Annotated in this window: 13 protein-coding genes; 9 read left to right on the forward strand and 4 right to left on the reverse strand. The window is 50.4% G+C overall.

Features of this window, described 5'->3' with window-relative positions; translation table 11 throughout:
- The first annotated feature begins 18 nt into the window (after positions 1 to 18).
- Positions 19 to 2508, forward strand: coding sequence for an LTA synthase family protein (locus C7E00_RS06470; RefSeq protein WP_105303517.1), 2490 nt, complete (start codon positions 19 to 21; stop codon positions 2506 to 2508).
- Here C7E00_RS06470 and C7E00_RS06475 read toward each other — a convergent pair.
- Complete coding sequence (locus C7E00_RS06475; RefSeq protein ID WP_105303518.1) at positions 2502 to 3947, reverse strand: glucosyltransferase domain-containing protein; 1446 nt, start codon at positions 3945 to 3947, stop codon at positions 2502 to 2504. The genes C7E00_RS06470 and C7E00_RS06475 overlap by 7 nt on opposite strands.
- A gap of 96 nt (positions 3948 to 4043) precedes the next feature.
- Complete coding sequence (gene pta / locus C7E00_RS06480) at positions 4044 to 5051, reverse strand: phosphate acetyltransferase (protein ID WP_105303519.1); 1008 nt, start codon at positions 5049 to 5051, stop codon at positions 4044 to 4046.
- Positions 5052 to 5190: 139 nt separating this feature from the next.
- On the opposite strand from pta, the gene C7E00_RS06485 reads away from it, so the two are divergent.
- Positions 5191 to 6975: a DUF3329 domain-containing protein gene (locus C7E00_RS06485; protein ID WP_105303520.1), complete on the forward strand. Its 1785-nt coding sequence runs from the start codon at positions 5191 to 5193 to the stop codon at positions 6973 to 6975.
- A gap of 113 nt (positions 6976 to 7088) precedes the next feature.
- Here C7E00_RS06485 and C7E00_RS06490 read toward each other — a convergent pair whose 3' ends face one another.
- A complete protein-coding gene (locus C7E00_RS06490; protein ID WP_105303521.1) occupies positions 7089 to 8258 on the reverse strand; it encodes a hypothetical protein in 1170 nt (389 codons plus the stop codon).
- Entirely contained in the window at positions 8243 to 9265 is a 1023-nt protein-coding gene (locus C7E00_RS06495; RefSeq protein WP_239928537.1) for a phosphodiester glycosidase family protein, read from the reverse strand. Before C7E00_RS06495 ends, C7E00_RS06490 begins: the two co-directional genes overlap by 16 nt.
- A 95-nt stretch (positions 9266 to 9360) precedes the next feature.
- Between C7E00_RS06495 and C7E00_RS06500 the strand changes: the two genes are divergently transcribed.
- The 7 genes from C7E00_RS06500 to C7E00_RS06530 all read left to right on the forward strand — a co-directional run bounded on the left by C7E00_RS06500 (position 9361) and on the right by C7E00_RS06530 (position 16551).
- Positions 9361 to 10167, forward strand: a complete 807-nt coding sequence (locus tag C7E00_RS06500; RefSeq protein ID WP_167836498.1) for an HAD family hydrolase — start codon at positions 9361 to 9363, stop codon at positions 10165 to 10167.
- A complete protein-coding gene (locus C7E00_RS06505) occupies positions 10164 to 10985 on the forward strand; it encodes an aldose 1-epimerase family protein (protein WP_105303523.1) in 822 nt (273 codons plus the stop codon). Before C7E00_RS06500 ends, C7E00_RS06505 begins: the two co-directional genes overlap by 4 nt.
- 2 nt (positions 10986 to 10987) lie before the next feature.
- A complete protein-coding gene (locus C7E00_RS06510; RefSeq protein WP_105303524.1) occupies positions 10988 to 12916 on the forward strand; it encodes an LTA synthase family protein in 1929 nt (642 codons plus the stop codon).
- Positions 12917 to 13005: 89 nt separating this feature from the next.
- Positions 13006 to 13731, forward strand: a complete 726-nt coding sequence (gene nagB, locus C7E00_RS06515; RefSeq protein ID WP_105303525.1) for a glucosamine-6-phosphate deaminase — start codon at positions 13006 to 13008, stop codon at positions 13729 to 13731.
- A 64-nt stretch (positions 13732 to 13795) separates the two neighbouring features.
- Positions 13796 to 14110, forward strand: coding sequence for a thioredoxin (trxA, locus tag C7E00_RS06520; protein ID WP_105303526.1), 315 nt, complete (start codon positions 13796 to 13798; stop codon positions 14108 to 14110).
- A 115-nt stretch (positions 14111 to 14225) separates the two neighbouring features.
- Complete coding sequence (locus C7E00_RS06525; protein ID WP_105303527.1) at positions 14226 to 15014, forward strand: hypothetical protein; 789 nt, start codon at positions 14226 to 14228, stop codon at positions 15012 to 15014.
- A gap of 208 nt (positions 15015 to 15222) precedes the next feature.
- Positions 15223 to 16551, forward strand: coding sequence for an MATE family efflux transporter (locus tag C7E00_RS06530; protein ID WP_105303528.1), 1329 nt, complete (start codon positions 15223 to 15225; stop codon positions 16549 to 16551).
- Positions 16552 to 16609 lie beyond the last annotated feature (58 nt).

The following is a 16609-nucleotide window of genomic DNA, read 5'->3' on the forward strand; positions in this document are numbered from 1 at the left end:
GGTATCCGCGCCTATAACATGAATTCTGAGAAGGGGCAGAATCGCATGGTTTCTCATCGCAGATTGATGCGCAGCATTCTGACCGCAATGATTCTGATCACTGCGGTTCTTTTGTCGCTGCTTCCCCGGAACCAGAAGACGATGACCATAACTGCCGGAGACGATACTGCGATCGATGACCTTGGCTTTTCGAGCACGCTGCCGTTTGAGCAGGAGTCTGATTCTATGCTCTCGATCCCCTTATCGGACCCGATCAGCGCAGAAGATTCGATTTCTCTATTGACCTCTTCTGATTCTTCCTATTCCGTCTCAGTTTCCTACCGCGGGCTGCTTCCTTATACGAATACATTCCGCAATTCCGAGCTCGGAGTTTCGGAACGCCTGATTTCGGAGACTCCGGAATTTACGATCCCTGACGTCTCTTCTCTTGCAGAGACGCTCCGGTATTACTATGACCAGGGGTATCTGCTGTTTCTTTATACCGAAGATGACTGCTATGCAGGCTGGGATCAGGCGCTCGGATCATTTCTGGAGTCAGCAGGGGTACCGCACGCAGATGCGGCCGACTTTGCCAGTCCGCTGCTGATTCTGATCTATGGGGATCAGGTTCATGAGAAAAACGGAGACGAGGCAGCAGATGTCACCTACAAGGTAGGCGACCATCATCTGGAAGGCGCCACGGTGAAATCCCCGAAGGGCTATTCCGTCACCATGACCTCGATCAAGCTTGACGGAAAGGAAGTCAGCGGTAATTTTCAGGGACTCAATGTCGTCATCTATGATCCGGTTTCAGCAGAACTGATTGATTCTCTGGGGTTCCGTATGGACGGAATCCGGACGGAAGGCATGCACGCAGATACGGTCTATGACCGTCAGATCCAGATTACCTTCGATTCCTGGCTGCTCACGCAGCTTCAGCGCGTTTCTGACGGGTTCAGGATCTATGATCTGATTCTGATCTGGGGTTCTGCAGTTCTCCTGGTCCTGCTGGTTCTGGATCTGACAGCTTCTTCGAAGCGAGCAGCCTGGATTGAGACTGAGATAGCAGAAGCACGGATCTCTGCAATCCGCAGCGTGATCTATACCGTACTCGTTCTGATGGGGATTCTGGTTCTTTCAGCCATCCTGTTTCTGAACGGACAGGGTGTGAAGTATTCAAGCCTGATCTGGCATACGGCGGCGAATGAACTGCTCTTTTCGAGACTGGTTTCCATCGAGCTTGCGGCTCTTTCCGGAGGGCTGATTCTGATGATCCTGCTTCGGAAACAAGCGAACAGAAACAAGCAGAGACGCGGGCTCGCCTTATCGGTTCTGCTTCTTTCAGGAACGGTTGCGCTGACTGCTTCCTTTTCAGAGTCACAGAGTCTGATTTCCTTCTTTTCCTCAGAGAGCCTTCAGGATCCGCTGTATGAAGAAGTCTATGTGAACCCGGATACTGCCACAATCGTATTCCCGAAACAAAAGAAGAATCTGATCTATCTCTTCCTGGAATCCGCTGAGGTGACAGCGGCAGACTATGCCTCCGGCGGGGGCCTTCTGGATAATACGATTCCGGAACTGACGGAACTTGCGGAAACCTATGATGATTTCAGCGGAACCGAAAAGATCCTGAACGGGGCTGTTCTGCTCAAGGACAGTACCTGGACTTCGGCTGCGATGGCAGCGCAGACCTCCGGACTGCCGCTGCAGGAGAGCATGGCCTATATCAATAACGGCATCGCGGAACAGATGATGCCGGGAGCCGTGACGATCGGAGATCTGCTGAAGCAGAATGGCTATCAGAATGCCGTGCTGATGGGCAGTGACGGAAACTTCGGGAATCGGAATACGTATTTCACGGAACATGGCAATTACGAGATCCTGGATCTGAACACGCTGAAAGAAAGGGGATGGCTGCCGGAAGAATACAAGCAGAACTGGGGCTTTGAAGATTCCAGGCTGTTTGAGTTTGCAAAGCTGGAAGCAGAAGAACTGGCTGCTTCTGATCAGCCATTCAATCTGACGCTGCTGACAGCGGATACCCATTATCCAAGCGGCTATCTCTGCAGCGACTGCCCGGATCAGTTTGCAGAGAAGTATGCCAATGTGACCGCCTGCAGCTCGAAACGAATTGCCGAATTCGTATCATGGGTCCAGGAACAGGAATGGGGAAAAGATACTGTGATCGTGATCAATGGCGATCACTGCTACATGGGTACGGATTATTATGACTACATTCCTCATGACTATCTCCGCAGGACTTATACCTGCATCATCAATTCTTCGAAGGAAGAGCCTTCTGAGCCAAGAACCTACAGCACGATGGACCTGTTTCCGACCACCTTATCTGCCTTAGGATGCACGATCCCCGGCGGCAGACTCGGACTTGGCACAGATCTGTATTCCGATGTTAAGACCTTGCTGGAGATGAATACGATTGAGACATTGAACCATGAGCTTTCCATGCACAGCACGTTCTATCAGAAGGAGATTCTCCGGTATTACACGGCGCATGCGAAAGATCAGTGAAAGATCACGAGAATATAGGAGTCATTTGCCCGGATCGTGAATTCCGAGGATTCTGATACCGTCGCCAGATCCTGCTCACTCCAAGACGACAGATCGGCGTTTCCTTCCTGTTCATACGGATAGGAATAAACCGGAAGATTCCAGTAATTGGAGAATTCATATTCGCTCCATTCCCATCCTCCTCCAAGCGTCTCTGGAACGAGTCTTGCAAGGATGGGGTAATGGGATTCCATATTCCGGATGACGGGGGAATACCCGATGGATCCGGAAAGCTGAAGACCGCGGACATGATCTGAAGATAAGAGATGATTCTGTTCCAGCGTGCTGATCAGAACCGAGGATTTCATCCGGCTGTACTGTTTCTGTGCAGATAGGGCGTTTCCATAGGTAAATGCAAACAGGAAGCAGCACCAGGAAAGCAGCAGAGCGCCTGGATTCCAGTCCGGAATCTCGGCAGTAACCGCAAGCAGAGTCAGAAGCACGAAGAATCCGTAAAGTGCTCTTGGTTTCAGGATCGGTTCGTTCAGGACAAGATAGAATCCATACCACAGGGCCATGCATGCAAGAAGGATGAGAAGACTGAAGAGCACGGAGCCAGCTTTCTTTTTCTGTGCAGATATTCTGAGTTCTCCGATGATCCAGCCGGCTGCGATCAGCAGGACCGATGCTTTCCATATCGGATTCAGATCGCTGCGGATCTGCCCGTACAGCCTGGAAAGGTTGCTGAACAGGGAAGGGATCAGAGAAGAAAGAGATATGGTCTCTGTGGGATACCTGCTTACCTGAAAGCGCATGATGAACCGGAATACCAGAAGACTGAGCGCATATGCAAAAAGGGAGGTGACCAGGAAGGACCTCTTTTCAGCATCCTCTGGTCCGGTCCTCTTCAGGATCAGAAACAGAACCATCATCGGATAGATCCCCGCGGAGGCCTGATAGGTCATGCACATCATCAGAAGAAAGATCACGGATGCGAGAAAAAAGGATCTTCTGTCTTTCCGGAAGGAGAACGGAAGAATCGAGAACAGGATGGAACAGGCCATGAAAGGACTGTCAAACTGATAGGATAGACATTCCAGAAAATACGGATTCAGTCCGAAGGGAATCAGCAGAAGCACTCTTAACAGCGTGATCTTTTCTTCCGGAATAAACAGATTGAGCAGAAGGATTCCGGAGATTGCGAGAATCACGCAGGCAGCCATCTGGGGCAGGGGAGAAAGATCCGACAGCCTGAGATTCGCATTCATCAGAATCGAGAGCAGTTCGGAGACATATCGGCTTTCCTGCGTCCACCCGCGGTTTCCGAGCAGGACTCTGCCGAGATCATCTCCATAGCTGAAATCTGCGCGCAGGATTGCTGAAATGCCAAGCAGATAGATACAGGCTAAGAGAAGGGTATACTTTCTCAATCTGCGGGAAGAAAATAGGTTTCTGATCATGAACAGGCTGCTCCGTTTCTGCAGTCTATTATACGGACAGGAAGAAAAAAAGAAAAAGCATGCAGGCAGCCCTGCACGCTTTCGTGAAGAAGGAAATCACTTTGAAGCCAGCTGAGCCTGGACTGCAGTGATTGCGACGACACCGACGATGTCTTCATAAGAGCAGCCGCGGGACAGGTCGTTGACCGGCTTTGCAATGCCCTGCAGCATCGGTCCGTAAGCCTCAGCTTTCGCCAGACGCTGAACAAGCTTGTAGGCACTGTTGCCGCAGTCGAGGTTCGGGAAGACGAGGACATTTGCCTGACCGGCAACCGGGGAACCCGGAGCCTTGGAAGCTGCGACAGACGGAACGATTGCTGCATCGACCTGAAGCTCGCCATCGCAGACAAGCTCCGGATACCCTTCATGAGCAGCCTTCACTGCATTGACGACCTTGTCGACCAGAGCATGCTTTGCAGAACCCTTGGTGGAGTGGGAGATGAACGCAACCTTTGCCTGACCGCCGACCAGCGACTCATAGGACTTCGCAGAATCTGCCGCAATCGCAGCCAGCTGCTCGGAATCCGGGTCCTGGTTCAGACCGCAGTCCGCAAATACAAAGGTACCATGGTTCCCGTATTCGCAATTCGGCACATCCATGACGAAGAATGCCGAAACCAGCTTCGCACCCGGAGCCGTACGCAGAATCTGCAGAGCCGGACGCAGGGTGTTTGCAGTGGAATGGCAGGCACCGGAAACGAGTCCGTCTGCTTCATTGTTCTTGAGCATGACCACACCGAAAGTCGTATGGTCGCCAAGCAGTGTCTCTTTTGCCTTTTCCGGGGTCATTCCCTTAGCCTTGCGCAGTTCATAGAGCAGGTTTACATAGTGATCGAGCTCAGCGCAGTTTTCCGGATCGACGATTCTCGCTCCGGAGACATCGACACCATACTTTGCTGCATCTGCCTTGATTTTCTCTTCGTTTCCGATGAGGATCAGCTTTGCGGTTCCTTCCTTGAGAACCTGAGCAGCAGCTCTGAGCGTACGCTCATCTTCTGATTCCGGAAGGACAATGGTCTTGACGTCCTGTCTTGCCTTTTCCTTGATTCCTTCAATGAATGACATAATCTTCTGAAACTTCCTCCTTTTTGTTCCGAGCTTATTGTACTCTATTTCGCACACAAGACTGAGATAAATTCACAAATCAGCGAGCAGTTTTCCGGCCTTCTTCCATGCAGTATAATGGGGAAAACAGGAATCTGATATGAAACTGCACGAAAAAATCCGTACCTATTTCAGATCTCCGCTGCACCGCGTCATGGCTCTGACGGTGATCCTTCTCCTGATTCTGAATCTGCTCGCAATTCCGACGAGCGATGATTTCCGTTACGGCGTGAACAGCGGCATCGCAGATATCATTGCAAGAGAGATCAATCAGTATTTCACCTGGACCGGGAGATCCGTAGCGCATCTGATGGCCAGAACCTTTCTTTCATTTCCGAAACCATTCTTCGATCTCTGCAACTCCATCTGCTATGCTTATGTGATCTGGCAGCTGAATGTACATGGAACCGGAAATAAAGAACAGGTTTCTCCAGTTACCTATGCCATAACTGCACTGCTTGTCTTTCTGACGGTTCCGGTGTTCGGACAGACCGTGCTCTGGGAAACCGGGGCATGCAACTATCTATGGACTGCTGCGATTCTGCTGTCGTTTCTGCTCGTCTACCGCAAGGAACTAGAACAGCCGCAATCGCATCGCCGTTCCTTTAGCATCGGAATGATCTTTGCAGGAATCGCAGCCGGCTGGACGAATGAGAATTCCGCCGGGGCAATGATTCTGATCGTCATGGTCTTCATGGCAGTCATCTTTCATCGGAACCGGAAGCTTCCGCTCTGGATGATCACGGGACTTGCCGGGGCACTGATCGGATTTGTGCTGATGATTACCGCTCCGGGAAACTTCATCCGCGCAGCTGATTTTCCGGTCACGAATACACTTGCTTATCGGATTACCCATAATCTCACGGATGTCATCAAGGTTTTTGCAGAATATCCTGGTCAGATTGCTGAATGGATTCTGTTCGGCATTCTGTTTGCATTCGCTGATCAGAAAAAGCGCAGAATCGCATCGCTCTATGCCTTTGCATCAGCAGCAGCTGTCTGTGCGATGTATTTCACGCATATGCCGATCCTGTATGATCGCTCGATGTTCGGATCAACCTTGTTACTGATCATTGCAGATCTGATTCTGCTGGGTTCCACAATCCAAAAGGGGATCGTTCCGGCGGCAGAAAAAGCCGTCTTGGCAGGTCTTTGCGTGCTCAACTTCTTACGCTATGGCTATACGTGCGCAGACCTCGGCTATACAAGATATCTGTATGAAATCCGGGAAACATGGGTAAGAGAACAGCAAGAAGCAGGAAACCTGAACCCGGTTGTTCCGATGATCGGCAGCGAATTCCTGACTTCCTATAATCCGATGTACGGATTGAGCGATCTTGTCGTATACCCATCCGGTCCTGACAATCAGGCATATGCAGAACTGCATGGCCTGGAATCGGTTGTCTCGACTGCTTATTCCAAGTGGGAGAGGATCTATGAACATGGTGATCCGGAATACATGAATCTCACGGAACTGATTGACTATGTTTCTCTGCTTCAGAAGTCGGAAGATAAGCTGGTCCTGATTACCTGCAGCACCTTGTCAGAGAAAGATGCGTATCTGAAGGCGGCCTTTGAACCGCTCGGCATCAGCTGGAATGGCAATACGAACGGATGTTTCCTGCTGTATCACGGCAATCTGCTGGTCAATACCGGGAAGGATTCCTTGTATCTGGAGGAGAATATTGCCGGTCACTATATCTACCTCTCCAGCAGCGATGATCCGTTATATTCCGATATCACCGTGGATTCCGTTGAATACACGAATGATCATGAAGGCATCAGCGTCGTCGTTTTCGATACGGAGACCGGAACCGTATGCGATTCCGTCACCTGGAACAGCGATCACGGAACCTATGGCGTACGCAGCTACGAAGAATCCTGATTGAATGACCTGTTTGCAGCTCAGCTGTTTCCTGAGCTGCTTTTTTCATGTCGTCGATCAAAAAAGATGACAGCCTTCCGTCTGAGGAAACCTGTCATCAATCTGGTGTGTTTCTATTCCGTTCCTGCTGTCGGAGAAGCAGTTGCTTCTGCAGCAGAATCTGCAGACGGATCTGCTGTATCTGAAGAATCCGAGCTGATGTTGTAGATTCTCGTTGCTTTCCAGGAACCATTCTTGCGGATGAAGTAGATCTGGTAGTTGCAGTCACTGGACCTGGATCCATTCTCATTCGTTGCGGTCTGCGTGAACGAGATATCTCCGAGGAATGCATCATCACCTAATGCAATCACATCATAGACTTTGATATCCATGATCTCATTGGAATAATGCGTGCTGAAGAATTGGTTGTTGAAGGCAAGCATATCCTGATAGAAGCTCGTGCTTGTATCCAGATGCTTTGCAAAGCTGTAAAACGTGCCATCTTCCGTGATCCAGTTGCTGTAGGCAATTGCTGTATCCTGAAGCTCCTGGGAGAATTCTTCGAGCTGATCAGCAGTCGGAGCCTGGCCGATATAATACTGTAAAGAACTGTAATCCCGGACGGCGATATCTCCGGATTCCAGGGTAAGATCCGGTTCCCGTACCAGGTTTTCCACCGTATATCTGGTGACAGAAGGCAGAGCTTCTGTCTCCGATTCCTCAAGTTCTTCGAAACAGTAGGGGATATGGCTTTCTTCATCGGCATAGTCCGAAGTTATCTCAATGCCATTGATGGAGAATGTGCTGCCATCCAGGACATCGAACGAATATGCTCCGCCTGATACAAGCGTCCGGACTTTCCAGACCGGAGAACCTTCCGGTTTCTGGCATTCCAGAGTTCCGACTTTCGTCTGCTGGTAATACACATCATAGTAGCGGTAGCCGGAATTCGAATCGATCGACATCAGCGAGAATGCACAGCCGCTTGCCTTCACATTTCCGTATAGGGTAAGCAGATAGCTTGTGACTGCTTCTTCCGAATTGAATTCTGTGAAATACGTGGAATCCGTTTCGTAGATCGCATCCCATTCCCGGTCCTGTACCTGCTGCATATAAGAGCGCATTGCACCGGTCACACTCTGCTTCTCATAGCGTGCCAGCCAGAAATACAGATACCCGAGACCCACTGTACAGATGAATACCGTCACCAGGAACACCCCTAAGAGGCTCCTATAGAATCTGACCCCGATCGCAGCCCGGCGCTGGTATGATTTCGAAGGTTTTTTCCTCACTTTACCAGCCATGCCGTAGGTACGCTCCTGTCTCCGTTCATGGAAACCACACTGTTGATGATTTCCCCGTTATAAACCATGACGGAAGAACTTCCGCCATCCAGATTCGCCGCCGTGATTGCGCCGTATTCCAGCATGATATCCGTGCAGTCCTGATAGGTAGCACCGATGGAATCCGGCTGCCGTCCGTCAATGACCAGCAGAAGAATCGATCCGTCTGCTGTCTGTCCAATGACGGTACGCGGATTCAGGCCGCCGCCGGAACCGGTCTGCGGATAGGCATGACCATCTGCGACTAACGGAGGACCGAACGAAACTGCATCCGTGATGCCCCATTCCAGGGCCTGCGAAGCCGTCATATACCCGGCAATCAGGTGTTTCTCTTTATTGAATCCGATCAGACACGGATAATCATCATCACTTCCGTAGACGATTTCGCCATTCTTGATGACAACCTGCTGAGGGATGGAACCATCTCCCTGATTGTTCTCATCCTCGAACCCGCCGCCATTGATACCGGCAACTGCTCCATAGTAGTTCACATAGTCCAATACGCTGTAGCCTGCAGCTGTATCACCCATCTCGCTGTTGATGCCGAGTACGATGCGGTTCGGGTCTCTGACAATCATGAGTTTTCCGGAATACGTTCCGCCATGGATATCGATGACCTGGATATCGTCTTTCTCATCTTCCGGAATGACCCATTCCGTATTATCTGCATCCGTCACTTCTGCCTGCTGCGGCGTTCCGACCGAGTTCTGAGCAAGAATCTGCGTAATCTCTTCGTCCGTGAATAATGCATTGATGATGGCTTTGCCTCTGCGCGTTTCCCACATCGTTGAGACAACCATGTCAGAAACCGTAGGAGAAGGACCCTTCAGAACGATCAGAAGGGCAATATATGCTGTAATCATCACCGTGATCGCAACCGTCAGCACCATCAGCAGCGTCTGTCTGCTGATCCGCTTGATGCTGGCCTTGATGCGCCAGGTTGTTTTCTTCTTCTTTTTCTTACTCATGGCCGTGAAAGAAGAGCACATCAAAAAACACAATGGAAATGCTCGGATTGATTATAGCATATCCGGCTCTTTGCCCATGTTATAATCAGAGAATCATGGAAAACAGGAACGCAGTCAGGCTGCTAGCCGCAGACCTAGATGGAACACTTCTCAATGATCAGAAAGAACTGCCCGAGGGACTGAATCAGAAATTATCACAGCTGAAGGAAAAGAAGATCGCCTTTGCGGCCTGCACGGGCAGGCAGATCACCAATGCAATCCATGCGCTGAAAGGTATTTCTGAAGGCTATTATCTGATCGCTGAAAACGGCTCCACCATCACGCATGGGGAAGAAGTTCTGAAGTCCGTCACGATGAGCAGAGCAGATATCGAACGGATTGTCTCCTTTGTTCATACGATGCCCAATGCCGCATGCATGTTATCCGGATCGAAATCCTTCTATGCCGATGCCTGGGGCATGTCCTATCTCAATCAGCTTCCCTATGCGAAATACTTTCTGATCCGGGAAGTGGAAGATCTGTTCTCCGTTGATGATCCGATCTGCAAGATCACGCTCTGCGATCTGGACGATCCGATCAAGGATGCCGCAACGATCATGAAGCCCCTGGCTGAAGACTATGAAGTCTCTCCCTCCGGTGACAGCTGGATTGATATCAATGTCAAAGGAGTCAATAAAGGAGCAGGGATCCGCTTCCTGCAGCAGTATCTCGGCATTTCAAAAGCAGAAACGATCGTGATCGGAGACAGCGGCAACGATGTGCCGATGTTTCATGAAGGCTATGCCTATGCGATGAAAAATGCTGCTCCTGCAGTGCAGAAGCAGGCAGACGAAGTCACGGAACTCGATAATAATCATGCAGGAGTCCTGCAGATCATCAATACACTTACGGAGGGGTTATGAGCACATTTGAACTGAAGAACGAACTGGCATCTGTTTCGATTTCGGAACACGCATCCGAAATTCACAGCTTCAAGCGAACTGACAGCAGCTTTGAGTACATGTGGCAGGGAGATCCTGCCTTCTGGTCCGGAAGGAACCCGACATTATTTCCGATGGTCGGAAGCACCTGGGACAAGAAGATCCATCTCAATGGAAAAGACTATGTGATGGGCAATCATGGCTTTGCCCGCCATGCGGACTTCACCTGCGTGGAACACAATGATTCCAAGGCAGTCATGAAGCTTTCGGACAGTGAAGAGACCCTGCAGCAGTATCCATTCCATTTCACGCTTACGAATACGTATGAACTGAGTGGTGCTTCTCTGACTATCACTTCAGAGGTCACCAATGAGAACGATGTGATGATGCCGTTCAACTTCGGCTATCATCCTGCCTTCAATTGTCCTTTAGAAGGAGACTGGGACGACTGGTGCATCCAACTGAATCACCCGGAAGAATTCTCCAGCGGCGACTTCCATATGCATGGCGGCCTGGATATTCCGCTGGATCGCGCATTGCTGGCAAAAACCATCATCATCCCTTATCCGAAAAGCACGGAATTCACGCTGACGGATGGCAGACATGGCGTGAAGGTTCATGCCGAGAAGTATGAATGGGTTGCTTTCTGGTCTCCGAATGCGCCATTCGTATGCATCGAGCCATGGCACTCCCATACGGACTTCACGAAAGTCAGGGTGCCATTTGAACGCAGGGAAGGAACGATCCGGCTCAAGCCTCATGAAACCTGGAGGACCTCGATGTCGATCTCGGTATTCTGAGCATGCGGCTGTCGAAATCAGGCAAAAGGGCAATCCGGTATCTCCTGATCGAACTTGCCTATACGTTTTTCAATGTATTCTATTTCCGCTTCGTCAAGCAGACTTATTCCGTCAGCACTGCTTATGAGGCCGAGCTGTTCTCGATCTATCTGCTCATTGCGATCTTTCTGATCTGGTTTCTCGGGCCGATGCTGAACCGCTGGTTCATGCTTCTGTACGGAGAAATCTTCAATGCCTACCTGATTGCGCAGACGTGCTACCGGAAGGCGTTTCAGTCTTATTTCCGCTTCAATACCGTCGCCGATCTTCTGAGCGAGGTGTGGGGTGCCAGAGACAGTGCGGCAGAATTCGTCAGCAGGCAGGACATTGCAGTTCTCGTGATCTATCCTGCGGTTACCATTCTGTTCATTGTGCTCTATTTCCTGTTTGAGCGGAAAGTTTTCCGGTTAAGGGCAAGACTTCTGGCAATGGCAGGATCCTGCCTGCTGTTCTTCCCTGCAGCAAAGCATTATGAAGCTTACCAGGGCATGATTGAAGCGGCCCGGGCAGAGGAGGACGGCTTTCAGGAAAACCTGACCGACTACTATATCTATAATGTCATTCCGAACTCCAACCAGTTCGTCGAAAAATTCGGGCTGATTCCTTTTGCCTATCGCGATGCACAGACGTTTCTCAATAAAAACGTGACCGGAAAGGAAGAAAAAGCAGAGATAGAGCAGTTCCTTTCACAGCGGAAAGAACAGGCTGCAGATGATCATACCGGAATCTTTGCCGGAAAGAATGCGTTCTTCATCCAGGCAGAATCCTTCAATAACGCAGCTCTGGACGAAGAACTGACCCCGACCTTATGGAAGATGTACACCGAAGGCATCCGGGTCCAGGGCTTCAATACCCCGGCACTTCCAGGTTCCACGAGCGATACGGAATTCATGGCCAATACGTCGCTGATTCCATCCAGCCAGGGCCATGCGGTCTGCTATACCTATCCGACGAATGCCTATGTGACTACACTCCCGGGCATGTTCACGAATGCGGGCTATCAGGCTTATGCCTACCACAATAACTATTCGACCTACTACAACCGTGCAGTCACGATGCTGAATTTCGGCTATCAGGAGTTCTACGACAGCTATCGGATCGGGGTTGAAAATGAAGCAAGTGACTCGGAAGTCATGAATGTGCTGAAATGGATCTATGCAGAGAATGAGGATTCATGGATGGCATACTGGATTACCTATTCCGGCCATCAGCCATATGATTCTGAAACTTCTCCCGGTGTCACTGCTGAAAATCTCGCCAGAGTCAGGGAGAAATATCCGGATCTGGAAGACGCTTATGCCATCTATCTCGCGAAGAACATGGATCTCGATCAGTGTCTCACAGACTTCATGCAGGTGCTCTCTGATGCCGGCAAGCTCGACGATGTCGTGTTCGTCCTGTTCGGAGATCATGAGGCCAAAGGCCTGAACTTCTACAGTGACGGAAACTTCTATCAGGAAACCGGAAAGAAATATGAAGATTCCTATCGCTATACCGACCTGTATTTCTATAATTCTGCGGCAGAACCGGAAGTCTATGACAAGGTCGGCACTGTTCTGGACCTGGTTCCTACTGTAGCAGATCTATGGGGATTCTCGATCGATACGAAGACTATTCTCGGAAATAACCTGTTTGATCCGGACTACCGCGGCTTCTTCTTCAGCGAATGGGATCGCTGGGAGACCGACGACTACATCTGGGATTTCATGAACAACACGTATACGTTCCGTCATCCATACGATGAAGCAAAGGCTGCCGAGGAGATGGCCTACTACACGAAAGAGAAGCAGATCTCCGGAGAAATCCTCGAACTCGACTTCTTCGCCGACGGTTCATACGGGCCTTCGGTTTCAAATTATGAAGACGATGAAGAGGAAACCGGGCAAAGCTGACGAAAACTGTACGAAAATAACCCGAAACGTCAAAGACGTACTCCTGCAACCGTGCTAAGATCATGGGTGCGAAAAGCAGGGAGGAAACTATGTTCAATATTATCGTTAAAAACAATTATGACGAAGTCAGCCTGGAAGCTTTCAAAGTCATGCAGAAAGCCCTGAAGAAAGAGAACCCGGTTCTCGGACTGGCTACCGGTTCTTCACCGATCGGACTCTATCAGAACATGATCAGGGATCACAAGGAAAATGGTACGGACTACAGCAAGGTTCTGACCTGGAACCTTGATGAATATGTAGGCATTCCTCGTACCCATGAACAGTCCTACTGGACTTTCATGCACGAGAATCTCTTCAACGGCATCGGCATCCCGGATGCCAATGTCCATGTACCGAGAGGCGATGTCGAAGACGAAGAAGCAGAATGCGCTGCTTATGAAGAATCCATGAAGGGCCATACCATTGACCTTCAGGTACTCGGCATCGGTACTGATGGTCACATCGGCTTCAATGAACCAGGCGCATCCTTTGATTCCCTGACCCACTTGATGGATCTCAAGGAACAGACCAGAAAGGACAATGCCCGCTTCTTCAGCAATGATATCAACCTCGTTCCAAAGCGTGCCATCACGATGGGACTGGCAACAATCATGCGCAGCCGCGCCATTGTGCTGATTGCGACCTCAGAGCACAAAGCAGACGCAGTCTTCGGAATGATCCGCGGGGAAATCACCGAAGAGTGCCCGGCATCCATCCTGCAGAAGCATCCGGATGTCACAGTCATCCTCGATGAAGGCGCCGCCTCGAAGCTCTGAGCATTTCATTTGGAAAAACCAGCGGGTTCTGGAATAATCATCTTGCAAGGAGGTTTTAATACCAATGGTTAAGAAAATTGAATCTAGTGAAGAATACGATTCCGCGCTGAAGAATAGCAAGTCTGTCTTCGTTGACTTCTTCGCTGACTGGTGCGGACCGTGCAAGATGGTCGGACCGGTTGTCGACAAGGTCTCCGAGCAGTATGACGATGTGACCTTTCTGAAGGTCAATGTCGATGACTTCCCGGATATTGCACAGCGCTACGGCATCATGAGCATCCCGACGCTGCTGGGATTCCGCGATGGCCAGCTGACTTCCAAGATCATCGGATTCCAGCCGGAAGCAGGCATCAAGGACGCCGTCGAAAAGATCCGTTAATCAGAAGACAAGAGATGGAGCGATTCATCTCTTTTTCTTTCCTCCTGCAGAACATCCTATGGATTTGTGCGGGGAGTTCTCCCTTTCTCCTTCTAAATAAGAAGAGAGAAGGGAGATGAATCTTCTGAATACTGAAATTCTGAATTATGCCATCCTGTCCTCCTTTGCAAAGCAGAAAGCCCCGGGCAGTCCGCACCCGATCGCAACCGCATTGGAGCAGGAAGAAACGCTCTCAAGACTGGGTGAAGCTGCTATTCTGCTGAACGAGATGGACTGGCATCCGTGTCTGATCGGATGCGGAGAACTTGCTTCTTCTGTGCTCTATGCACTTTATCATTGCGGTCTGCCCCTGAAACGGCAGGAACTGGCCGAGACTTGTACCTGGATCGGAATGAATCGGGCAGAAGCAGACCGGCTCTTCTATGAGCTATGGATCGGGCATGAAGAATCCGGTACTTATGGAATTCTGTCTGATCGGTTATCGGAATCCATCGCCAGAGCGATCTTCACGCTCTACGGGCCGAACCGGTTTCATTCGTCTGATTCCGGAAGTGTGAAAGACGGCATCCGCCGGATGGGCACTGTCCTCTCGGAAAAGGATTCTGCCTTTGCGCAATACCAGGCAGAGTGCTCCTTCGTGCTGGCCTTCTGCAGAAACCTTTCGGAAGAGATGGAAGCGCCTGTCTCGTTCCAGGAGGCTGCGATGCTGCTTGCCTCGCTGAAAGACCATGCATTCACGGAAGAACCACTGTATCCGGAAAATGCCTGTGCTGTTCTTTCCTGCATGGTGCAGGAGATGTACCGGAGTCTTCCAGGCTTTGAAGGAGCTTCTTCCAGGAAAGAAAACGGGCTTTCGGAGACCGAGCGCATCCTGACTGCGCTCCATCGCGACTATTCGCTTTGAAAAGGGCTTTCTGATACGGTTTTTTTGAATCTTTTCGAAAAAACAGTTTGAATTTTCAGACCGGTACCTGCTAGTATGAGTGTGCGCTGAATGGCGCACGATCATTAATCCGAATCTTATGAGACGTATAAAAATCGGGGCAATGCCCAGAACCAGTCTTGCTGGTTCCGGATGAATATACGTCTTTTTTATGATTTGGAGGCTATGAATGGAAGGTACAAAACAGAACAAGATGGGCGTCATGCCCATGGGGAAGCTGCTGATGCAGATGTCGGTTCCCCTGATGATGTCACTGCTGATACAGTCGCTCTATAACATTGTGGACTCAATGTTTGTCGCCGGCTATTCGGAGGAGGCACTGACAGCGACGACGCTGGTATATCCGGTGCAGTTTCTGATGATTGCGGTCGGGGTCGGCACCGCTGTCGGTATGAATGCACTGCTCTCAAGGCGCATTGGACAGAAATGGACAGAGGAAGCCTGTCAGGCGGCAGGAACGGGCCTGATCATCGTTCTTGCCGAGTCGCTGGTGTTCTGCCTGCTTGGTGTGTTTGCCAAACAGCAGATTGCCGCGATGCTGACGGATGATCCGGATCTGATGCGTGCATGTCTCTCTTATCTTTCAATCAACCTTGTATGGTGCTGGGGCCTGTTTCTGCAGACCTATGCGCAGCGTCTGCTGCAGGCGGTCGGCGATACGGTTCTTTCGATGATCTCATTGATTATTGGAGCAGCGGTAAACATTGTGCTGGATCCGATTATGATTTTCGGCTATTTCGGCTGCCCGGAAATGGGGGTTGCAGGTGCCGCGGCGGCTCTGCTGTTCAACCGCTTCCGCAACCCGGTGATCCATGTCCATCTGAAAGGCTATGTATTTCGCTGGCAGGATGTGAAGGATAATTTCCGCGTCAGTTTTCCGACCATCATCATGCAGGCAATCGGTGCCTTCATGAACTATGCCGCCAACTGGATTATGCTCGGCGTATCGTCAACGGCAGTTGCGACGTTCGGTGTTTATTACAAGCTTCAGAATTTCCTCATGATGCCGATGAACGGGCTGAGACAGGCTGCGATTCCGATCGCGGGCTACAACCTTGGCGCAGGCAATGGAGACCGGATCGTTTCCCTGAAGCGGATCCTGACACGTTCGGCGATTGTATTTGCTCTGGCTGGGACGGCTGTATTCATGGCAGTTCCTGCGCAGCTTCTGTCGCTGTTTTCGGCGTCAGGGGAAATGCTTGCCTATGGTTTCCCGGTGCTTCGCATCATCAGCGTGACATTCGTTTTTTCAACCTTGACGATTGCGTGGGGCTATCTTGGTTCGGGACTTGGCAATGGCGTCATCAGTATGATCGCCGGCTTCCTGCGTCAGCTGGGAATCCTGATTCCGCTGATGTATGTGTTAACGAAGTTTGCGGGTCTTCCCTGGACATGGTTTGCCTTCTGGGCGGCGGAAGGAGCTGCATTTCTCTATACACGACGTGCAATACAGAAAGAAGTCACTGCGAAGGCAGAAGAGAACGCATTCATCTCCTGACAAGCAAGGCCGCAGCCGTAAGCATTGCTATGGAATTTATCAGTGACTATTGAAATTG

Origin of the sequence: Anaerolactibacter massiliensis (assembly GCF_900290205.1) — a bacterium.
GTDB lineage: Bacteria > Bacillota_I > Bacilli_A > Erysipelotrichales > Erysipelotrichaceae > Bulleidia > Bulleidia intestinalis.